Origin of the sequence: Enterovibrio nigricans DSM 22720, assembly GCF_900167155.1 — a bacterium.
Lineage (GTDB): Bacteria > Pseudomonadota > Gammaproteobacteria > Enterobacterales > Vibrionaceae > Enterovibrio > Enterovibrio nigricans.
On the sequence record NZ_FUXU01000013.1, the window covers coordinates 54,453 to 76,347 of the forward strand.

Genomic DNA, 21,895 nt, shown 5'->3' on the forward strand with positions numbered 1-21,895 from the left:
GACTGAGCACAATTTTCTTAAATCAAGTGTTCATATTGTTTATATTTGTCAATTCTCTCACTAATTTTAATGCTTACTTGTATAGTGAATATAAAGTGATTGTAAATTAAGCGTTAACTCAATAAAAGTATGTGTAAATTAAATGTATAAATAAAATAAAGAAAAGCACAAGGAGAAATTATGACTTATAGAAACTATAGTCCAGATGAACTTTATCGTACGGAATCGAAAAGATCTCGTAACGAACGTATTATTCGTCACCTAAAAGCTGGATACACAGTATCTACAGTGGCGGTTCACAATCAACTATCTCGTCAGACAATATACAATATTATTAATAGGACATATAAGGATGCAAAAGAACGTGCTGAATTTATGGACTCATTGGAGAAGTACTGAGGTTTAAATGACAGCATTTTATGATCAAACAGGACGTACTTGGAAATGGAAGAAAAATATAGCGCAAAGACAAGTCGATGAAAGAGAACGTAGGCAGCAACAGATTAATTATAGTGAGATTATTCGCAATGCAGTGAACTGGTTAAAAGTTCAGGAATATGTAGAAAAAGGAGTTAAACCAGTTATTGCAGTTAGAGAAACTGGTGTCTCTCGTACTCAATATTGGAAGATGAGAAAAGAATATGAGCGAAAGAGTGAGAAGTGAGATTGCTTTTTTTGCATCTATCTATGGGACATTAATTACTAGTTGTTTGTTTGATAGAAGCGCTCGCAGTGTACGAGATATATGCAAAATAAAAGGCGTAAAACCAGTTCGTACATTCAGTGGCATAAAGAATCTGGTAAAGGTAATTCGTCCCATTGAAATAAAACGTGCAACAATGGATAAAGTTAGAGATAACAGAAATGTAGCATCATTAAGCAATGAATGTGACACTAAATCAAAAATAGAGTTTTTAAGGAGTTTTAAATGAAAGTTTTAAAAATGTATAGCACCTCAAAAGGAAGGCATAACATAGTAAGAGAGGCAGAAAGTACTTACGAGTTTTTCAAAAGTCATTATAAAGAATATTTTGGCGGTAAGTGGCGTAGAGATTATTTCAGCAAAGCATTGATTAGATTGTTCGTAAATGGTCGTATCACAAGCGATGAGTTTAAAGAGTTCAATCAATATGGTAGCAAAATGTCAGACTTACTTGATGAAATGGGTGCTGAATTGCCAAATGTTAGACCAATCTTATTAGAGATCGGAAAGAAAAATGTAGATAAAGAAACTGATCTTTCTAATATACAGCACTTTATTGAATGGCATCAAAAGTTTAAGGGTATTCATCTTCAGATAGTTGATGTATTGATGTTAATTACAGATGTTGAAAATATATTAAACGGATTTAACATCCAAAATGGATATTCACAAAATTGTACTGATGCGGGAGCTATTCCAGAAAAATTACTAACTGTTGAACAAGTAGCATTTCTAATTGAGCTTGGATGGTTTACGAAAGCAAGTATAAAAAAAGTACTTGGAATCACCGATTATGAAATGAGAAAAGCAAGTGATATTGCACGTCAAAGAGTAGCTGCTTAATTTAACAATATTTCAGAACTGCAAATAACTTGAGCATCATTCAGTTTGAGTTCAGCAGTACTATTTTTCATATGAGGTATGAAGTGAATAACCATTTACATGCAAAGGATGTTTACTTGGCTTTAAAATTAGTTCCATTAGTTGGAGCTAGCTTTGTAGCGAAGATGCTAGGTGTAAACATCAGAACAATTCAATATATAACTAATAAAAGAGTAAAGAGTAGTATCAAGAGCAAGGATGAATTAATAATTAAACTAGTTCCTGATATGAAAGAACGACTTATCAAACATTTAGAAGAGAATGAAAATGACTAAATCAATTCCATTGAGAACATTAATTCAAGAGCGTAGTATGAGTGAGTTCTTTAAATCACTTGATTATGACACTCATACATTAAGAAGTGAAAATAAAGGAATTATACGTTTAGAAACGCATAATGGAACGAGTGCGGAAATAAAAGTTGCTCGTGAAGATATGGTATCAAGCAGAATGGTTAAAATGATAATGTCATTTGCTGCACTTTAATATCACGCGAAGCGTGTTGTACCAAATATTATTTTCTTTCTCTTTAATATTATTATCCACAGTGTTAATGGATATTAGATAGTATTGAATGTATTGGAGAAGATCATTATAACAACGAGATTTTTAGTAATAAACACTAAAAGTAAATTTATTTTCTTGTTAAAAATATTTGATAATAATTGTGTCAAAAAGTTTATTTTGAGTTATATCGTTATATAATAACAGTATCAAATTAATTACGCCTGCAAGGCGTTTTTTTAAAATTAAACTATCAAATATTTTTGATAATAAATAATTCATAATCACTCAAAGGAGTAAATATGCAAGCTTTAGATAATAACATTATGCGCAAAGTGTACATCAAATATGGAAGCAAAATCACATCAAGTGTAATTGGTTGCTCTCAAAGCCATGTATGCCGTGTAGCAAAAGAAAACAACTGGCCATCTCCATCTGGAAATGATGTGCATAAATTGATCATGGCATCTCTTTATAAAACAGAAAACTTTTAATTAACAGCACCATTGAAGTGAGAATTTTTTAATGAATATGAGGTGCCAAATGAAAAAATTATAACAAAAATGACTAATATCTTAAAAATCAAATTGAGTGACGAACAATATCTGTCACATGTTGCTAGCCAACTACCAAAATCAAATGGGGTACATTTAATTCTTGCTAAAACTGGTGTCGGTAAAACACATCACATGCTTGAACAATGTCATGTTAATGGTGGGACTGCTGTTTTCCCTGTCAAAGCAGTAATGAATCAAAGCTTAAAGTACAAGGCAGACAACTCACTGCAAGGCACGATCATACAGATTGAACACCTTGATAAGTGGAGAACAAATCAAAATGAACTACATGTCGATGAAGCTCAGATTTTGTATCTGGGTGGCTTTAGAAAGTCTGTAGAAAAATTATACGAAACAATAGTTGAAGCTTCACAGACCAAGCCTGTTTATTTGTATTCAGCGACGGTGAGAACCGAGTTCATGCCGTTAAAGTTCAATAGCATTATCCATGTTGAAAAGGGATTTGAACGAAATGTCAACGTAATCACTCTTGATTCTAAGGGTGACGTAAAGATCGCTGATGCAAAACTAGCTCAAAGTTTAGAGTATATTGATCAGCAAGGCGATAAGGCTAAAGTTATGGCTTTTATCAACTCGAACGCGCAAGCAAGCGCAGTAGTTAAAAGACTGTCGCAAACGGGTAAGAAAGCTATTCTGTTATCTTCAAGCTCAATTCGGAGTGGCGAAGCCAAAGCCGTCTATCAAAGCATCATCAGTCATGCTGCGATTTCACAAGTCACATATGACTATGTCATTTGTACATCCTGTATGGCAGAAGGAATCAATACCAACGATTACTTCAAGGTTGTTAGTTGCCAGGATGAGAGCGGTAACCTGTTTCAGCAGCAAGGACGTGCACGCGGTTCTGCTGAGCACTGGGTGATTCTAGGTGATCTTGAAAACAAGGATCATGGTTACATATCCCTTTCTTACAATAAAGCTTCTAGACAAATCTGGCGCACTTCTACAGTTGATGGTGATGTTAAGCGTGTGCCTATAAATGTTGAGTGCGGTCTAGCTTCTTCAACTGAGCTTTGTGAGTGGTTAAACCATGATGCTCGTGCAAATGCTGATCTAGCATCATTGTTCACTTCTCAGTTCCAAAAAGGGGTGTACGCAAAGCAAGTGCTCAAGGAGCTTGATTTGCTCGGGTATAAAGTTGACCAATTGCTCTCATATGAATCTGATGTTAAGACCAAAAACAATGGCAAGGTGTCATTGCAACGCTTAGCGAAAGTGCTTTATCAATCAGGTGGCAAAGTTTCATTTAAACGCAATGGAAGCAAATATGCACTTTGCAATGATGATCCTGAAATTGAGTTAAAAGTCTTTGAAGATGGCGTATTAACTGATCTACCAGCACTTGCTTCATATTTGATCGGTAACAAGGACACTACACCTGCTTTAGTGCAAATGGTGCAGCTTTTGAATCCTGACAAAAGCAATGAGCAGATAGACAATGCAGTACAAGAGTTAATTGAGTGGGATTCAAGTTGGAACAAATATAACTTCCGTGGTGACAAGTGGAACGTGATGTCGATTATCAATGGTGATGGACGTGCATTTTTACGAAACATCCACCAGCCAAGATATAAAGAGATAAAGCAAGAAATCGACAACGCTATCGCTGGTATGAGTGAAGTCATTATGAACAAGTACAGTGGAATCATTAGTGATGAGAAAGTAGCAGAGGCAGCAAGTCAGTTTTGGATTAATGCTTATCCAATCTCTCGGGATAATGGGTCAGATAATAGGCACTTCCATAGTGATGACAATAAAACTCTTCGTCTACGTTTATTCAAGCTGATGATGGGTATTACTTACGATAAAGATGGTCACTGGGTTGCGAAGAAAGAAAAAGCAATTTGGCATGTTGTTTTAGATCACAACGACCGTAGAAAATACAATCGCAAGGCCGACACTGTGAAAAGTAAAGGTATTGAAATGAGCACATACCATGAAGTGACCAAGTTCAACATGAAAGAAGTTGCTGTAATGAAACCAAAACCATTCAAGCAGTCATTAAATGACGTTATTAACCAGATTAATTTCTAACCAAACCATCTAGTGATGAGGCTAGGTCACTAGCCTCTATTCAAAAAAGGTACCATTTTCAATCGAAAAATCAATGACTAATGTTCATTGACTAATAATTATAAAGGAAAAAAAATGACTAATACCAATAATGTAATGAAGTATCTTAATGCTGACATTAGCATCAAAAAGTCGATGTATGACTCTACGTTGACGACTGCAAAGCTAAGCACTGTAATAAAGTTAATCAGAGATGAAGCAGTCAAAAATAAGATTGAAAAAATACGATTATTAAAAGCCAATGGTGCACATGACAAAGCCAAAGAAGTGAAGAATAATCTTCCCATGTTCTACCTAACTTGTTATCACGATATTGCTGGTGGAGCAAACCAATATAATGAGAATAGTCATTCAGGTCTGATGATGTTTGACATTGACAAAGTGTCGCAAGATGAATCTAAGGACTTGATGTATCGACTTTTTAATAGCGAATTTGCTGATAACGTTGTATTTGCCTTCTTATCACCTAGTGGTGGTTTAAAGTTCACTGTTGCTACTGACTATGATGGTACAGATCCTGACTTCTACAAGCACTGCTACAAAAAATTGTATGCTCATTTAGTAGATATTGGTATGCCCGAAGGAAACCTTGATGCGCAAACGTGCAATGCGAACCGTGGCACTTACTTCTCGGCTGATAAAAATATCAAGTTGGGTAAATCGAAAGTTATTTCATTGGAAGCGTATAGAGCAGAGTACAGCATCTTAAAAGCAGAAGAAGAATCTATGATGTCCTCATTACGTGCGGTTAATGAACATGCTGATTATGATGAAGTTTATGCAAATAGATATTGGAATAACGCTGTGAACAACATTATTGCATCAATGGGTAGCGGTGATCGCCACTTAAACATTTTCAAGCTATGTATGGTGTCATTTAAATGTGGATTAGGAATTGAGGGTGCAATTGAGGCATTGAATCGTGCAAAAGCAAACGGTCAGTACACAGAATCTATGAGCATTAGAAACAAGGCATTAGATGCGTGGAAGTCATTTGATGGGATAGTGGATATTAAGTTCTTTAAACCACGAACGGCTCAGCAATATGCTCAAATATTCAGTAGCTTATAAACGAAAAGGGAGTCCGAAGACTCCCAATAACAAAGCATGACTAATACTTTATATAATCTATTTATAGCTAAATCGAACGTTAATCAAACAGACCTTGAGTGTAGATACTTGGTTTTTCTTCTTTTTTCTCTTTAGGTAGTGGCACTGGTTGATCGTTATACGTCAAGTAAATCAATCCTCTCATACCAGCAGAACTTGGGTGAGACGATGGGTTGTTGTACAACCAAAGATGTTTAAGCTCTTTTTCGTCAATCGGTTCAATTGCTGAGAGTTTAAACCAGATTGAACACTTCTTTTTTCGGTAATAAGCAGGTGTCAGATCTGGTTCTTTTGAAGAGATTTCAGTCTTACTCGTGCTACCAGCGATCACGTCAATGATGTTTGCTCTACACGTGAATTTTGAACCATGCATTAGGTACAAGTAGCACTGTTCGCCACGCTCAAGTTGTAGCTTGGCAGTTTTAACAAAGCTCTGATTCATACCGATTCCGAACTTACCCATCCAAACACTGCCATTAGCTTCAATGACGGCTGAGTGCTCAGCAATGGTGTCAGCACCGGACAGCTTATCACTGTATCTAAGTAGAAAGTGTAGATTTTTCATAGAGATGGAACCAAGTATATCAATGTTGTCAAGTTTTGATTATAATGCTACCACTTAAATATCTTAATTACTAGGTAAGAAATGTTAGAAAATCAGCAGCTTACTATCGACTGTGCAGTACCAGATAGTGGTGTTAATGCCCTTAAAATCAAAGCAGTGGATCTACCTAAGTTCCCTACGACTCGCTACCAAGGCTCAAAACGCAAAATCCTACCAGAACTAGCAACAGCATTGAGCACGATCCAGTACAACAATACACTAGATATGTTCAGTGGCTCTGGTGTCGTATCACTGTTGTTTAGAACATTAGGTAAGAACGTTAGCTCAAATGACTTCATGTTGTATAACCAAAATACAGCGAAAGTATTTTTAGAATTTGACCTCGAACGATTGAATGCTTTGAATGCGCAGTCTGATTTAGAAGATTTGCTGTATAACTTACCTTTGTCAGATGACGGTCTTGTATCAAAGAACTATAAAGGCATTTACTTTATTGATTCTGAAAATGATGAGATTGACCGATTCTGTCAAAACATTCATCAGTTCGACGATTTTGCAAAATCTGTATACATCTATGCTATTGGTCAAGCGTTAACCAAGAAACGTCCATACAATCTTTTCCATCGTGCAAATCTAGAAATGCGCACTAAAGAAGTTAAACGTTCTTTTGGTAATAAAAAGACTTGGGAAACACCAATGATTGAGCACGCAATCAAGTGTATCAATGAATTGAAGAAGTATCCTATTAAAACCGCTGATACATTAAGCAAGTACACAACTGGTTTTAACTCAGCAGATTTAGAATCATTTGCTGATGATTTCGACTTGATTTATCTTGATCCGCCATACATCAATGGTAAAGGTACACCTGTTGATTACAGTAACTTCTATCATTTTTTAGAGGGGCTTTGCGATTACTCGTTATTCGATAATGGTGATGATAAGTACCCTCATAAACCTATCACAAAGAAACCTAGTGCATGGTTAAAGCCAGATAGCGCATTGAAAGAGCTTACGGCGATCTGTGAACGCTGGCCTAATGCAACAATTGTGTTTAGCTATAGAAGTGATGGCTTACCAGTACCAGAAGAAGCAGCAAAGGCAATGTCAACTAAAGGTCGTACAGCCGAGATTCATTCTGCTGGCGAGTACAAGTATGCATTGAGTAAAACAAACACAAATGAAGAATTAATCATCATTTCAAAACCCGCATGATAAGAGGGGAGCAGAAGCTCCCCTTAGTTTTATTTGAATGCTGCCATTTCTGGATGATTATACAACGTAGCAGGACTGTTGATGGCGTCTTTCAATCGCTCATAATTAGCCCAGTAAAAATCACAAGCACCTTTCTTATTACGGAACTGAGTAAATGGACCATTTACAGCTGCAAAGCCATTAGGTGTATCGATCTCGACCGAACCAATGTTTTTCGTGTTGCCACTACCAGCACGAATACCAGTCAAATCAACCTTTTCACGAATGAAGACAGATTGTACCGAGTAAGGACAACGGATCTGACCACGAGTTGGGATATTTTCCAACGTGTACTCTTCAAACGCTTCATTGCGAATGTACACAAAGCCTAGTACCCAATGCTCATGGTAAGTATTGTATGGGTAAAGGATGTTCTTCGTGTTGTTACGAATGAATGAGTTATAGCTACCAAGAGTCATCTTGGTCTTTTTGTAACCAATAGGTGCTTTTGGTTCAATGTAGGTAGATTTAATATCAAGTGCAATGCGATGCAGTACAGTTCTGCCATCAACGTCATACTTAGTTAGAGTGAAGTCTGGATAAGTTGTTTGATTTGCAGTTTCAACAACATAGCCTTTCTCAGCAGCCAAAGAACGTAGTGCTGGACTAGCAAAACGTTCAAAAACCGTACTCAAAACTTTAGTGTCAGAGTCAATTGGTAGTACGTTGTTGTTTTGGTCGATAAAACCTTGGATTTCCCAAGTAAAGTTTCGTGTTAGATCAAAGAAACGGTGACTAAAGCCGTTAATCTCAAAATATGGCTGCATATTGATACCTCATTAAGTTACCAGTCATTTATGAGGTCTGAGGCTCTTTTTTTCAATGACTTGGCTCATTAAAAATGTGATTTGTTTCATAACAATCAAGAAACGGTATGATTGAAAAGTGTGAAAGACTTGTATACGAGATCACATGACCTGTTTATATTAGAAAAAACTAATTTAAGAGGTCGTAATGCCGTTTACTCGCTTTTATAAAATGAATCCACTGCTTGGAATGGCTGTTGAAGAAGCGTTCTACGAATTTTCACGAACAGTGTCGAATTATGATGGTGGAGCGTGGGAAGTCGTTGTTGATAGTGATGATGTGTATGCAGTTTATCCAGTGTCGTCAGGATCACTGGAAGTTGGTCATGATGGCAACTATGTGTTACCGATAGAAATATCTTCTAGAGCATTTGGTGTGTATGTTTCGTTAGCCGTCTACAACAAATTATGTTGGTTATTTCACGACCAAGGTAACAATGCATTGTGCGAAGTTTTTAGCAGTATGTATCACTCTTTACGTATCTGGATGATAGATACAACCGAACTTCCACCAGCAGAAGTTGAACATATTCTTAGAATGATTGATTAGCAAAAAGGGAGCCGAAGCTCCCTTTTTTAATGAATGAAATTGGCTTCAAGTAATTCATTAATCGAGTATAATTGAATACCATCTTCTTCAAGTTTCTCGGCCATTAGCATCATCTTTTGGTTCAAGCATTCATAATACTCGTGGACACTGACTAGTGTCTCAGCATCAATATGCTGTGCTTCGATGAAGTATTCTAAAAATCCACCATCTTCACGATATTGACACTCCACTAGGTGGCAAGCATTAAGTTTGTGCAGAAGCTGCGCTACAGCCAAGTTTGAACTAGACACATATATCTCACTGATAGGGTCGTTGTCATTTTTAGTGTTCAAAAAAACAACATTACCATCATTTACGTTAACACCAAGTGCACGTAAAGCATCCAAAATCACGTTATGTTCATAAGGATCGTGAAACACAAATGTAAAGTTCTGTTGAGCGGCAGTATTTGTATTAAAAGTAGTCATAATATCAATCTATAAGTTGGTTAATGTTTAAATGTGCCGAAGCACCCTCCTTAACCACTCAACGGTGCGCATACTAAGGCAATTGCTTCTATCATGACAACAAGAATATCTTATCGAACTAAACAAAATCGTTTATATTCAGGTGTTTGCTTAATTATTGAACAATGAAAATGGTACCTTTTTTTCAATCTGGCTAGAATTGTTCTTAGTCAAATTAAGCAACCTTGAAAAAAAGGTACCATTTTTGGTGAATGACAACTGGTTAACTAGATGGTTAATCATTGACCAATGACCACAACTCATTGGTGAAGGTAAATGATGCAATGATAAAAAATATTCCGGCGTCTGTTCGCTTACGCGAACCTATACTGTGGTTATCAGGTGTTCACTTACAATGTATGAATAGGCCGGTCTATCATTAACACTGTGGTTACATGGTTGAATTAATACAATATGGTCCATACTAAAGGTGCTTTACAGAACCTAATTAACCTAATTGAATAAAAAAAAGAGGTGACAACGTCACCTCTTTTTTTTGTTCAGAAACTGTCGTAGACAATTACTTGGTGAAGATCTCGCGGAACTCACGCTTCATTACTGGTTTCAGACGTGCTTGCTTAAGTTGTTTAGCAAGGTCTTTCACGCAGTTGTGTAGGATTTTATCAAGCAGAGATGCTTTGTAATCCGACGTTTGTTCTTCGTTCATGTCTTCGAACTTCATGTCTTGAGTTTCTTGCATGAAATCTAGGCCCGCGTAGCTTTGGCTTAGACTAACCAACGCGTGGAACTGTTCGAAGTTGTCCAGAATGTTCTGCGCACTTGCTGGCAGAGAATCCCAAGTTTGACGAACGACGTCTTCAGACGCTTCGTGTACAGATGCCAGCATAGTGAATAGCTCTACAGGCACTTGTTCGTACTTGATAACCTGCTGCAGCTCAGCAGACATATCTTCCAGCTTAATCGCTTCGATTTGTTGTTCAGACATCTTATTTATTCCTGATAACGCAAAACATTGCGCATCCTATAGTGCCAGTAGGTGAAGTCAACAGTATTAGGTGATTACATTTGTCGACTGTCCATATTTAAGGCACTAATAAGTTTATGCAGAGGCTTGCGCTTTATCTTCTGATTTCGTGTTTGTGTCGGATTTCTTGCTTTTCTCATTCACGACTTTTAAAGCAGGCTCTTCTTTGATGACGTTTTCACCCATCAGGCAGCCGCCCTTGGCGATCGTTAGTTGTTCACTCTGAATCTGGCCTTTCAGTTTGCCGTTACTCAGAATATCAACTTCGCGTGCAATGCACGTGCCTTCAACCAGACCGTTAATCGTAACGTGGTCCGCGCGAATGCTGCCTTTAAAGTGGCCGGTAGAAGAGATAACAACATTGCGGGCATTGATGATTGAACCTTCACCTTGACCATCGAATTGAATGTCACCTTCGAGATCGAAATCACCAACAATGCGGCATTGCTTGGCGACCAAAGACATAGATGTGTTAGAAGGTTTATTTTTGCCGAACATTCCCATTTACTACTACTCCTTTCACTCTGCGGTTAGAGACATAGGCATGTAAAACTCAATACTCTGAATACTATCCGAAATAGGGAAGGTGGCGTGACAAAAATTTCACTCGTTGAGCCGAAATCACACGCCTGCGACACCTTTGCATGCCCGCGTTCGGTAAATGGGTGAAACTTTAGACAATTGCATGTGCCTTTCTGGCAAATCCTGACAAGAGTTATTGATGACACTCGCGTTGGTTGCTATAACCTCGCGTTATAACGATCTATGTTGAGGTATTCACTATAGCGATTGAACTAACCAACCATGAAGCGCGAGTTATCGGATGTTTGCTTGAGAAGGAAGTCACTACTCCGGAACAATACCCATTAACCCTAAACAGTCTCACAATGGCTGGGAACCAAAAAAGTAACCGTGACCCGGTATATTCGCTTTCTGAAGCTGAGGTTTTGGATACTGTTGAATTGTTGAAAAGCAAACGTTTGATCAGTGACGTTGAAGGCTTCGGTAGCCGAGTGACGAAGTATCAGCACCGTTTTTGCAACACGGAGTTTGGTTCGCTGCAATTTAGTGAGCAAGAAAAAGGGATCATTTGTGTTATGTTGCTTCGCGGCCCGCAAACGCCTGGTGAACTTCGTACACGTACCAACAGATTGTGTGAGTTTAGTGATGTTCGCCAAGTCGAATCCGTACTGGCGAAAATGATTGAAAAAGGGCATGTTGCACAACTTCCTCGTGAGCCGGGTAAGCGTGAAAGCCGCTATGTCCATTTGTTTGGTTCGGAGACGCCAGAGGTGGTGGTGAGTGAGCCAACGTTTTCGCAGGAACATGAAGGCAGCAATTTGGCAGCACGTGTTGAAGTACTTGAAGCTGAAGTGGCCGAGTTGAAAGCATTGGTTAACGAACTGATTGGCAACGATCAATAATGCCTAATCAAGACAAGGCTGCCTTGTCTGACGAAAGTACAGCGTCAAAAAACAATGCCCAATGGCATGTTTATTTAATTCGTACCCGTGATAACGCGCTCTATTGCGGTGTTACTCTGGATGTGGCGCGTCGTTTTGACGAGCACCAGACAAATGGTATGAAAACTGCAAAGTATTTAAGAGGCAAACAGCCGCTTTCTTTGGCATGGACGTGTGAGATTGGGACAAAGCAACAAGCGATGTCCCTCGAATGGAAAATAAAGCGTCTAGCCAAAAAAGATAAAGAACGTTTGTGCAAAGACAGTGATTTTGCGCAGGTCTTTATCAAGGATAATATTTAATTTTTAGGGTTACTCATGGCACTTAAAGCAACGGTGTATAAAGCGTCGATTAACGTCGCGGACATGTCACGACATGTATACCTCGACCAAAACGTAACGCTCGCGCAGCACCCGTCGGAAACCGCACAACGCATGATGTTGCGCATACTGGCTTGGACAATGTATGCCGATGAGCGTTTGCAGTTCACTAAGGGCCTTTGTGAAGACTCAGAACCCGAGCTTTGGATTAAAAACTACAGTGATGAAATTGAGCTGTGGGTTGAACTGGGTTTACCTGATGAAAAACGTTTGAAGAAAGCGTGTTCACAGGCCAAAGAAGTGGTGTTGTTTACGTACGGTGACCATGCTGCGTCTGCGTGGAAAGCTTCCTTGTTGAATAAACTTCATCCATTCAAGAACCTGACCATCATTAACATCGTTGATGAAGTGTTGGATGCTGCGGCGGCTGCGTCTGGCCGTACAATGGCGATTCAGTCTACCATCGAAGATGGCCAGATTTGGTTCTCAGTTGGAGACACTGTGATCTCTCTGATGCCAGACGTTTGGAAATCATCGGCGGCGTAATTCAGTCGTTAACTTCGAATATTTAAGATGCCGGGTATAATCGCCCGGCTCTTTGTTTTTTGAGCAAGGCAATTAAATCGTCCGCTGTCATTGGCGGGTAGTAGAAATGGCCTTGGGCAAAATTACAGCCTATGTTTCTCAGCAATTCTTGCTGATCAATCGTTTCCACGCCTTCAGCAACCACTTTCAATTGAAGCAAGTTCGCCATGCTGACGACAGCCTGACAAATCACCAGATCGTCTTTAGATTGTGGAAGATCTTTAATGAAACCGCGATCGATTTTCACGGTATTAACAGGGAAGTGTTTTAAGTATGCCAGCGATGAATATCCGGTCCCAAAGTCGTCAATCGCTAAACTGATACCGGAGGTTGTCAGACGGTTCAGTATGTGTTGATTACGCTCTAGGTTTTCAATGAAAACCTGCTCTGTCAGTTCTATCTGAACGCGAGAAGGAGGGATATCATAGCGATTAACGGAACGAATAACATAATCCGCCAAGTAGCCATCCTGAAACTCATGGCCTGACACGTTGATTGCGATACATTTCGGTGCGCAGCGTTCGTCCAGCATATGTGAAAATTGCTTCAATGCCGAATCAACAACCCAATGCCCAAGCCGTTGCATGAGTCCGGTCTCTTCGGCGGTCTGAATAATTATATCTGGGCTTATCACGGTACCATTGGTGGATTCCCAACGAACCAGTGCTTCTATGCCAACAACTTGGCGTGTTCGTAAGTCGACTTGAGGCTGAAAATGCAGTTGAAGTTCGTCATTGTTGATCGCTTTACGAATCGCTCTTTCGAGCTCTTTTTTGTGGTTCAGCTGTTCTTGCATTGTCTGGTTATAGGCGACGACTTTACGGCTACCTAATGCTTTAGCTTTGTGTGCAGCAGTATCCGCATGACGCAAAAGCTCATCCGCACGCATGTCATCAATATATCGATAAGCAATGCCAATCGCACAGCTACTGAGAATGTCGTTGTCTTCAATATAGAACTCTTCCTCTAAACACATTCTCAATTGGTTTGCCTGCATTTCAGCCTCTAGTTGAGACATGCCCGGACAGGCAATCATAAATTGGTCATTACTGGTTCGTGCAAGCAGAGCGTGAGGTGGTAACACTGATTTGAATCGTTTGGCGGCTTCGAGCAGCAACTGATCTGCCACCATATAGCCATACATGTCATTCACTTCTTGAAGCTTATCGAGTGCAATACACATCAGAACAATATCTTGGTCGCCGCGAATGGAGCGCTCTAAATAGGTTTCCAACGCAAAGCGGTTGGGTAGATGGGTTTGAGGGTCGTGGTTTGCGGTGAACTGAAGTTGTGCTTCAACCTCTCGACGCTGGGTGATCTCGCCCTGGAGTTTCAACACCGTCGCTGATTCCGCATGACGTCCCATAACATTGACTTCAAGCAAGTAGAGCGAGATAGCCACTAGCACTGTCACCACGATACCAGAGATGAAAATCAACATCGGCAATGAAAAATAGGATTGGTCATACACGGCTTGTTGCCAGACAGTCAGTTGCCATTTCCCATTGAGTGCATTCACATCCACCATGTTGGTGAGAACGCCATGCTGTTTAGGTAGTTCACCATAGAACTGGTTTTCGTTGTCGCTTAACACCAAGGTTTGTTCTGGACGAAGAAACTGTGACGCGATTGCATTCAGCATATGGTCGATATTGTATCTTACGCCTAAGTGGCCTGAAATTTTCCCGTCAAATTCGACAGGGTGAAGCATTTCGATAAATAACTCGTCGTCTGACCCCTTAATCACATTGGACGTTTGTAATTTAGACAGGACGGGCATGCTGCTGAATTTGACAGCGAGTGCGATGCGCCAGTTATTTGTGACGTTATCGGGCTTGAATGAAGGAGGAGAGCTAAGGGTCATCTTCCTGTCGAGTTCTAACCAATACACGCCCACAAAAAAAGGGAAGGTTTCGCTGATATTATCGGTGACAGACGCCCAGTTTTTTTCAGTGACCTCTCCTTCATTTTGAAAATTGTTTGCCAACCAAACAATGAAATACGCTTCTTTTTGAAGGTTTACTTCTATTGCGCGTTGAAGTCGATTGACTTCAATGCTTAGCATTTGATCTTGAAGTTCAACCTGACGAGATTGCGCGCTGCGATAAAGCGTAAACGTGGAGATCAGGATGAGCATGCAGACGGCCGCAATTGCCACGACAGACACAAAGCGGGGCGCATTTTGGGACGTTTCAGTATACGGGTCATTGCGCTGAAGTGTCTCGTACAAAAGTCATAACCTTATTAATGAGTCAATTGTCTCCTTATGAAGTCTATGACATAACAATCAAACCGCAATGTCGCTAGAGATGAAAAAGTCTTAGATATGAGATAGAAGGTGATGATTGTGCTGCTGGATAGCGCTAGGGGAAAGCGACGAAATTACCAGCTATTAGCCGCTCTCATTTATTCGGGCCACCTTTTACCGACATCGCGACTCCCTAAGTCTCGCTTTTTTTTAAATTCATTACCTTCAAGTGTCCTATTCTTAGCTACAGGATGATGAATGGGATGGGAGCCGTAGTGGATTGGCTCAAGAAACACACGAAAGCGCTATTTATAATCATAGCTTCGGCACTGGTTGCATATTTTTCTCAATTTACGGTGGCTAATTGGCTGGTAAAGCAGAAAATTCAGGAAGATGCGGCCGTGTTGTCGACGCTGTATTCTGGGCTTTACCGAGAGAGCTTTGAGCAACTGAAGTCCTTGTCTACCCAGCTGAATTATCAATGCAGCAACGAAGACATTGAGCTGATGAACCAAGCCAAATCAGGCAACCTCTTTGTCGATTATGTTGACCTTCACTTAACGAACAAACATTCCTGTTCAATTTATAACAGTGAGAAAGCAGGGCGGCCGCTAGGGACGTTTTCGCCCGCTGAAGAGCTAGATTTCGGCGATGTTGCGTTGATTATGGAAAACAATCAGTTCGAAGAAATGCGCTTACATTCTAAGAAGGGCATTCTACGGTTTATTTTCCAGCAACCACGAAACTTTCTGTCTAACTGTGAAAAATGCCTTTATATGACCGTAGACGTTGAGGGGCGGGTCATTCAGCTTTATCAACGTGAAAATAACCCTTATCGAGAAGTCTATGAAGGGCCGATGGGTGAGAACCGGATGATGATCAAGTTGTACATCAACCAGACGGGGGTTGATTTTCTTGTCGGGGAGCTAGTGGGTGTTTTCTCTGTATTGATTGTGTTACTTGGCGTGTTATTAGCCGTCGGGTTTGAGCTGAATCAAACAGAGCGAAAGGGGTTGAGTGGCTTATTGAATGAAGCGATTGAATCCAATGAACTCAGGCCTTTTTACCAACCGATTGTACGCCCGGAAGGCGGGGGATATAAAGTGGTTGGGGGAGAAGTACTTGTGCGGTGGCTTGCGTCCAATGGCGAGTATATTCCTCCTGATACGTTTATTCCGCTTGCGGAACAAAATGGTGCGATTCATAAAATCACTGATCAGCTTATCGACAATGTGCTTTATCACCTTAAAAGTACGGTGTTGCCGGATAGGTTTTTTGTCAGCGTCAATGTATCGCCAAGCTATTTGGAACGCGAAGATACTGCTGAAAAGCTGTTAACCAAGTTGAAGGAGAGCGGTATTGATCCTCATATACTTTCCTTGGAAATCACGGAAAGAACCAAGTTCAGTGATTTGAACAAAGCAGCAGAATGCATTGAAACGCTGACGGAACAAGGCATATCCATCAAACTTGATGACTGCGGTACGGGGTATGGTGCATTTTCTTATCTACAGATCTTAAACATCGATACGATCAAGATTGATCGCATGTTTGTGGATGGGATCGGCACAGAAAACTTTAAGATTAAAATCCTCGATTCCATCTTGGCGTTTGCCAGAGAATCTAATCTGCACGTGGTTGCTGAAGGCATAGAAAATAAAACACAGGCGGACTACTTAATCGGTGCTGGTGTGGAAATGCTACAAGGTTCCTATTTTGGTGATCCCGTGCCGTTCAATATTTTCAAAACCTCCTTCACGTCGTCAGATCCCTTGTCGTCTACGCACATTCTTATTCAATAGATTCATTTACGTTCACTTTCTGACCATGCAACGAAAATCCGTTTCATTTGAATTCGTGATGAATCGCTGGAGGTTTGTTGCTTTTGCTGTTTTAATCAATGAGATCAGATTGTTAACGTCGAGTCATTCTCAAATTCTAAGACTAGACTGAAAGAGAAGGCGAGAATTTACGTTCAATTTGGTAAGACTACAAAACTCTTTCTTATTTATGGACTCAAAGAGTGACACAAGGCCTAAGGATGTGTGTTTATGTTTAAATCGTTTTTTCTGGATAAGCGTTGGTTTCATTGGTCGATTCTCGGCTCTGCGCTTATTCTCTATGTGACTTGGTACAAAGTAGAAATTGACGTCAAAGTAAACGAATGGTTTGGCTCCTTCTACAACCTTATTCAAAAAGCCCTTTCTGAGCCAAATGCCGTTACCTTTGATGAATTCTTCGCAGGATGTGTTGAGTTTTTCAATATCGTCTCCGTCTACATCATCATCGCTGTCATGCTTGATTTCTTCGTCAGACATTATGTGTTCCGCTGGCGTACCGCAATGAATGACTACTACATGTCTCACTGGAATAAAATTCGTCATATTGAAGGTGCATCTCAGCGTATTCAGGAAGACACTATGCGCTTCGCTCGCATCATGGAAGGGTTGGGTGTCAGCTTCATGCGTTCACTCATGACCTTGGTCGCCTTCCTGCCAATTCTTTGGACATTGAGTGAACACGTTACCGAACTGCCTTGGATTGGGGAAGTGAGCCGTTCACTGGTGTATTTTGCTATTCTGTCCGCTTTGTTTGGTACGGTATTGTTAGCCATTGTGGGTATTAAGCTGCCGGGTTTGGAGTTCAAAAATCAGAAAGTTGAAGCTGCCTACCGAAAGGAGTTGGTTTTTGGTGAAGATCACGAAGAACGTGCTCAACCTGAATCGGTTAAAGAATTGTTCCTGAATGTACGCAAAAACTACTTCAATCTGTATCGCCATTATCTCTATTTTGACATCGCGAAATGGTCGTACATTCAGTACACGGTTATCGTTCCGTACATTGCTCTGGGCCCAACGATAGTGTCCGGCGCGATCACCTTGGGTGTTCTGCAGCAGATCTTGCGTGCATTCGGTAAGGTGGAAGAATCATTCCAGTTCTTGGTTCATTCTTGGAGCACAATTGTGGAATTGATGTCGATTTATAAGCGTTTGAAAGCTTTTGAAGAACAAATAGAAATCGCGATCAGCGATGAACAAGAAGCTGCAACGGATCAATAACTGCGCGTCACTATACCTAAAGCCCGCGACTATCGCGGGCTTTATCCTGCCCCTCTGGCCATACTGATAACGCGCTGCAGAGTCCATCTCAACAGAAGTGGAATAGCATCATCAAGGTGCTTCTCTGTGTATTCGATAATGGCAAGCGCAGCGTCAGGCTTTGCGTATTTCTTCAGTGCTTTTGCGATGATCTTCTTAGCTGGTACATGCGGATTATTACCTTCAATATGTGCCATTTCGCGAAATAGTGGTTCGTATCCATTGTTGAAAAGGTAATGTTCAATATCTCGGTCAGGAAGAACGGTCAATCGATGCTTTTCTTGACCGCTGTTGAGAAAGCTTCGCGCGGTATTGGCATACTTTTGTCCTGCGAAGTCACCATCTGCAATAACATGCCATTCTATTCCCAGCGCCCCTGCCAGCTTGATTAACGGCTTTAAGCCACTTTGTGCAAACTCAATCAGCTGAACCCCTTCGGCGGATAAGTCATACCCCTGAATTCTCGCAAGCTCATTGAATAGCCATACTTCGGTTTCACCTTCAACCAACAACCAACATCGCGCAAACAATGCGCTAGGCCGGTGGAAACGGACGTGGAAAGACACTTTACGCTGATCATTCTTACTCAAGTGGTCGGGGGGAACCTGAAATGTTTCTGTGGTTGTTGAACCCCGCTCTAATCGCCGTATCGATGTCAGTGGCACCGAAGAGAGTAGGTTACTGCTGTTTGTTGTCAGTATTTTTTGCATCGGCATCAGATTGATCAGCCGCCAAGCTTGATTGAGCAATGTGGGATGAAGCCGGCTTTCAGGATCTTCGAAGATAACGATAGGGCGCGCATTCGCTTTAAGTTGTTTTGGTCCACGCGCACGCACGAAGGTGCTCAGTAGTCCCATCAAAAGCAGGCGACTTTGGTTAGATGTATTGTTGGCGACAACCTCCAAAGGATGGACATAGTTAGCGCGCATGTTGAGGTGACGATAAGGCTCAATCTCACCAGGAGAACGGTTGTGACTACCAAATGCGAAGTAATGGTCTAAGAGCGTACGCATTGCTTTAATTCCGCTTCGTAGTTCCCCTTTGTTCACGTGGCCAGGTTTTTGTTGGAGGCGTTTGACGGTATTTTCTAAACGTTTCTCAAGGCGGGTGGCATTGCCGTTTAAATCAATGTCGGAATCTCGGAGACGGCGAGCATCCTGAATACGGATAATCGGGTGGAGTTGGACTAGCTTATTGGCGAGAGCATCGTTGTTCTCAATATCTTTAACGTTACCGTTTTCGTCGAGAAATCCACGGGTGACGTTGATCTTGCCGTCTTCATGAATGGCATTGATATGGAAGTCCAATCGCCGAAGACCTATTTCGTCGCATAGGTTCCAGGTTCGGGTGAATTGACGATAGCGTCGGGCTCGGTGCTCGCCAGAGAAGCTCTCTTGCCAACGTAAGATGATTTGGATTTGATTGGTTTGCGCATTGCCTAGTGTATGGTCGATATGAAAATCGCTGCGCTGAAAGTGGTAGGACTCACCAGAAGAAGGAAGACAAAGGGACAAGGCGTCAAGCAGCGAACTCTTACCCCACGCATTCTCGCCAATTAGGACGGTCAGTTCATCCAAATCAAGGGAAAGGCGTCGTATACCGCGAAAACCGGATAATTCAATTCGATCCAATCTCATAAGCCCCCACTACTAAAAAGGCACGTAAATTCAGAGGGTAATGTGTGGTTTGTCGTGTGCAGGGTTGTGTCGTGAACATGGTCATTACCCCATTCTTAAGCGTAAGACAGATGACAAAGTGATGGCGAGTTGTGTATCACGAATTTGATGTTTTAGAGATAATCCTGTTTTCTTTCAGTTAATTGTGACAGATTTAGGCATTGCCGATACCTAGCCTTCGTCACAATTGAATATAAAATCAGTGTACTCAGGTCATCTACTTGGGATTAACAAGGAACGACTTTCACAATGTTATCTTTCGAAGCACTTCAGGTTTTAGATGCGATTGACCGTAAAGGAAGTTTTGCCGCAGCTGCAGACTCACTTAATCGTGCTCCCTCGTCATTGAGCTATCAAGTCCAAAAACTCGAACAAGATTTAGATCTGGTTATATTCGATCGGTCTGGCCATAAAGCCACATTTACGGATGCAGGGAAGTTGCTTCTGGAGCGTGGCAGAATTTTGATTAATGCGGCAGATGAACTTATTTCAGACGCCAAATCTCTTGCCCATGGTTGGGAGCTGGACATAACCGTTGCGTTTGATGGGTTATTGACAGCAAGGCATTTTTTCCCGCTGGTGGAGAAACTTAGTCAGGAATCCAGCACGCGCGTACGCCTGCAAGAGGAGATCCTCGCGGGTGCTTGGGAAGCCCTTGAAGATGATCGTGCCGATATTTTGATTTGCCCAAAGCCACCAACGATTCCTCAGGGTGTGAAAGTGCAAGAGTTGGGGTATTCGGAAGGATATTGGGTTGCGGCATCTAATCACCCCATCCACAAGCATAAAAATCCTTTTGATGCAGACACTCGTCGCTTATATCGCAGTATCTCAGTAGCAGATACGGCAAGAAACGCCAAAACGTACACCTACAATATTCTTGATGAGCAGCCGCGCCTGACGGTGAGTTCAATGACAGAAAAATACAATGCCATTCTAGATGGCTATGGGATCGGTACAATGCCAGCGTGGTGGGTCAAACAGGATTTAGCGGAAGGGCGATTAAGCGTGATCGAAGGGAGTGAAATCTACAAGCTTATTGGGTGATGGTGTGGAAACGTAACCGTATGGGGAATGCCAAAAGCTGGCTTATACGTCAACTGCCCAAGGTATTGAAAGTGATCCAACCAATCACAGAAGATAAAGTGGGATGACTCCCTCAAGCTGAGACGTAAATTTTCGATATAGTTCGACCAAGGACTAGCAGGGAGCATAGTGACATGATCAGACATATATTACTGGTGAAATTCAAACCTCAGTCAAACGAAGCTGATTTTGAAGAAATTCGCGAAGAATTTGAATCTATGGTTGAACGCGTAGAAGGTGTGGTATCAGTTGAATGGGGTGAAAACAATAGCCCCGAAGGAAAAAACAAAGGCTATACCCATGTAGTATTGATGACATTTGCGGGTGAAGACGTTCGGGATACCTACCTTTTCCACCCCGAACATGACGCACTCAAAGAAGTTTTTGTCCCTCATGTAGAAGATATCATTGTGGTTGATTTCAACGTTTGAAGAGACTCATCAATAGCATGTTTGGTTTAAATGTTACGTTGTAATTCATACGCAGGCACCGTCTAAACGGTGCTTTTTTATGCCAATATTATTTTCCCTTCCTTATTTCATATTAGGGATGCGAGGAAGTTATCGGTATTTACTATCTATATTATTGTAATTAATAACCTCTCCTCGTCTATTTATATTGCGTTGTTGTCAACGCCGACTTAAAACTGATCCACTTAGCGACGCTATCGCCGAAGTAAAATTGACCCACCCATGGTAGTTATCCCTGCCTCTCCGATTCATTTTGTAGAACGGTTGGCACTGTCCCTAACGCCCTTTTCCCTTTTAGCCGATAACTCTCTCCACTTATCTGAATGATGTGAGAGTGATGAAGCAGTCGATCCAGCAGTGCAGCCGTGAGTGTGGTGTCATCAGCGAACGCATTTGACCATTGTGAGAACGGTAAATTGCTTGTGACAACCAC

General features: G+C 41.1%; 24 protein-coding genes and 1 pseudogene. 17 read left to right on the forward strand and 8 right to left on the reverse strand.

The annotated features are described in order from the left end of the window. The first annotated feature begins 180 nt into the window (after positions 1 to 180). The 8 genes from B5D35_RS25385 (at position 181) to B5D35_RS07275 (ending at position 5,811) form a co-directional block, all read left to right on the forward strand. Positions 181 to 399, forward strand: coding sequence for a helix-turn-helix domain-containing protein (locus B5D35_RS25385; RefSeq protein ID WP_078751921.1), 219 nt, complete (start codon positions 181 to 183; stop codon positions 397 to 399). Between the two features lie 7 nt (positions 400 to 406). Continuing rightward, entirely contained in the window at positions 407 to 664 is a 258-nt protein-coding gene (locus B5D35_RS07245; protein WP_078751922.1) for a hypothetical protein, read from the forward strand. 264 nt (positions 665 to 928) lie between these two features. Beyond that, a complete protein-coding gene (locus B5D35_RS07250) occupies positions 929 to 1,546 on the forward strand; it encodes a hypothetical protein (protein ID WP_078751923.1) in 618 nt (205 codons plus the stop codon). Between the two features lie 83 nt (positions 1,547 to 1,629). Next, entirely contained in the window at positions 1,630 to 1,860 is a 231-nt protein-coding gene (locus B5D35_RS07255; protein WP_139367730.1) for a hypothetical protein, read from the forward strand. Next, entirely contained in the window at positions 1,853 to 2,071 is a 219-nt protein-coding gene (locus B5D35_RS07260) for a hypothetical protein (RefSeq protein WP_078751925.1), read from the forward strand. Before B5D35_RS07255 ends, B5D35_RS07260 begins: the two co-directional genes overlap by 8 nt. A gap of 320 nt (positions 2,072 to 2,391) precedes the next feature. Then, entirely contained in the window at positions 2,392 to 2,583 is a 192-nt protein-coding gene (locus B5D35_RS07265; protein ID WP_004411484.1) for a hypothetical protein, read from the forward strand. Between the two features lie 42 nt (positions 2,584 to 2,625). Next, positions 2,626 to 4,701: a hypothetical protein gene (locus B5D35_RS07270; RefSeq protein ID WP_244556528.1), complete on the forward strand. Its 2,076-nt coding sequence runs from the start codon at positions 2,626 to 2,628 to the stop codon at positions 4,699 to 4,701. A gap of 114 nt (positions 4,702 to 4,815) precedes the next feature. After that, entirely contained in the window at positions 4,816 to 5,811 is a 996-nt protein-coding gene (locus B5D35_RS07275) for a BT4734/BF3469 family protein (protein ID WP_078751926.1), read from the forward strand. 79 nt (positions 5,812 to 5,890) lie between these two features. Here B5D35_RS07275 and B5D35_RS07280 read toward each other — a convergent pair whose 3' ends face one another. Further along, positions 5,891 to 6,415, reverse strand: a complete 525-nt coding sequence (locus B5D35_RS07280; RefSeq protein WP_078751927.1) for a hypothetical protein — start codon at positions 6,413 to 6,415, stop codon at positions 5,891 to 5,893. Positions 6,416 to 6,496: 81 nt separating this feature from the next. Here B5D35_RS07280 and B5D35_RS07285 point away from each other — a divergent pair, with 81 nt between their 5' ends. After that, a complete protein-coding gene (locus B5D35_RS07285) occupies positions 6,497 to 7,630 on the forward strand; it encodes a DNA adenine methylase (protein ID WP_078751928.1) in 1,134 nt (377 codons plus the stop codon). 29 nt (positions 7,631 to 7,659) lie between these two features. Here the strand turns inward: B5D35_RS07285 and B5D35_RS07290 are convergent, their stop codons facing one another. Then, a complete protein-coding gene (locus B5D35_RS07290; protein ID WP_078751929.1) occupies positions 7,660 to 8,436 on the reverse strand; it encodes a type II restriction endonuclease in 777 nt (258 codons plus the stop codon). 187 nt (positions 8,437 to 8,623) lie between these two features. Here B5D35_RS07290 and B5D35_RS07295 point away from each other — a divergent pair, with 187 nt between their 5' ends. Next, positions 8,624 to 9,025, forward strand: a complete 402-nt coding sequence (locus B5D35_RS07295) for an antirestriction protein (protein ID WP_078751930.1) — start codon at positions 8,624 to 8,626, stop codon at positions 9,023 to 9,025. 26 nt (positions 9,026 to 9,051) lie between these two features. On the opposite strand, the gene B5D35_RS07300 is transcribed toward B5D35_RS07295, so the two are convergent. From B5D35_RS07300 to B5D35_RS07310, 3 genes are all read right to left on the reverse strand, one after another. After that, positions 9,052 to 9,492: a hypothetical protein gene (locus tag B5D35_RS07300; protein ID WP_078751931.1), complete on the reverse strand. Its 441-nt coding sequence runs from the start codon at positions 9,490 to 9,492 to the stop codon at positions 9,052 to 9,054. Positions 9,493 to 10,051: 559 nt separating this feature from the next. After that, positions 10,052 to 10,486 carry a DUF3069 domain-containing protein gene (locus B5D35_RS07305; protein WP_078751932.1) on the reverse strand — a complete coding sequence of 145 codons (435 nt, stop codon included), beginning with the start codon at positions 10,484 to 10,486 and terminating at the stop codon, positions 10,052 to 10,054. A 105-nt stretch (positions 10,487 to 10,591) separates the two neighbouring features. Further along, positions 10,592 to 11,020 (reverse strand): bactofilin family protein, encoded by a 429-nt coding sequence (locus B5D35_RS07310; protein ID WP_078751933.1) that lies wholly within the window; start codon positions 11,018 to 11,020, stop codon positions 10,592 to 10,594. 278 nt (positions 11,021 to 11,298) lie between these two features. On the opposite strand from B5D35_RS07310, the gene B5D35_RS07315 reads away from it, so the two are divergent. The 3 genes from B5D35_RS07315 to B5D35_RS07325 are packed head-to-tail and all read left to right on the forward strand — an operon-like array spanning position 11,299 to position 12,845. Continuing rightward, positions 11,299 to 11,940 (forward strand): YceH family protein, encoded by a 642-nt coding sequence (locus B5D35_RS07315; protein WP_078751934.1) that lies wholly within the window; start codon positions 11,299 to 11,301, stop codon positions 11,938 to 11,940. Further along, entirely contained in the window at positions 11,940 to 12,281 is a 342-nt protein-coding gene (locus B5D35_RS07320; RefSeq protein ID WP_078751935.1) for a GIY-YIG nuclease family protein, read from the forward strand. The genes B5D35_RS07315 and B5D35_RS07320 overlap by 1 nt, the downstream gene beginning before the upstream one ends. A 15-nt stretch (positions 12,282 to 12,296) precedes the next feature. Then, positions 12,297 to 12,845 carry a YaeQ family protein gene (locus B5D35_RS07325; RefSeq protein WP_078751936.1) on the forward strand — a complete coding sequence of 183 codons (549 nt, stop codon included), beginning with the start codon at positions 12,297 to 12,299 and terminating at the stop codon, positions 12,843 to 12,845. Between the two features lie 22 nt (positions 12,846 to 12,867). Here B5D35_RS07325 and B5D35_RS07330 read toward each other — a convergent pair whose 3' ends face one another. Further along, positions 12,868 to 15,021: an EAL domain-containing protein gene (locus B5D35_RS07330; RefSeq protein ID WP_078751943.1), complete on the reverse strand. Its 2,154-nt coding sequence runs from the start codon at positions 15,019 to 15,021 to the stop codon at positions 12,868 to 12,870. A gap of 386 nt (positions 15,022 to 15,407) precedes the next feature. Here B5D35_RS07330 and B5D35_RS07335 point away from each other — a divergent pair, with 386 nt between their 5' ends. Continuing rightward, positions 15,408 to 16,934, forward strand: coding sequence for an EAL domain-containing protein (locus tag B5D35_RS07335; protein WP_078751944.1), 1,527 nt, complete (start codon positions 15,408 to 15,410; stop codon positions 16,932 to 16,934). 249 nt (positions 16,935 to 17,183) lie between these two features. Then, a complete protein-coding gene (sbmA, locus tag B5D35_RS07340; protein ID WP_078751937.1) occupies positions 17,184 to 18,191 on the forward strand; it encodes a peptide antibiotic transporter SbmA in 1,008 nt (335 codons plus the stop codon). 41 nt (positions 18,192 to 18,232) lie between these two features. Here sbmA and B5D35_RS07345 read toward each other — a convergent pair whose 3' ends face one another. Further along, on the reverse strand, positions 18,233 to 19,867 hold the full coding sequence (locus tag B5D35_RS07345) for a DUF2813 domain-containing protein (RefSeq protein ID WP_078751938.1): 1,635 nt from the start codon (positions 19,865 to 19,867) through the stop codon (positions 18,233 to 18,235). A gap of 288 nt (positions 19,868 to 20,155) precedes the next feature. Here B5D35_RS07345 and B5D35_RS07350 point away from each other — a divergent pair. Then, a pseudogene (locus B5D35_RS07350) lies at positions 20,156 to 21,060 on the forward strand (LysR family transcriptional regulator). 66 nt (positions 21,061 to 21,126) lie between these two features. Continuing rightward, a complete protein-coding gene (locus B5D35_RS07355; protein ID WP_078751939.1) occupies positions 21,127 to 21,423 on the forward strand; it encodes a Dabb family protein in 297 nt (98 codons plus the stop codon). Between the two features lie 268 nt (positions 21,424 to 21,691). Here B5D35_RS07355 and B5D35_RS07360 read toward each other — a convergent pair. Then, positions 21,692 to 21,895 (reverse strand): ATP-binding protein (locus tag B5D35_RS07360; RefSeq protein WP_170915144.1); only part of this gene is annotated, 204 nt, incomplete at its 5' end.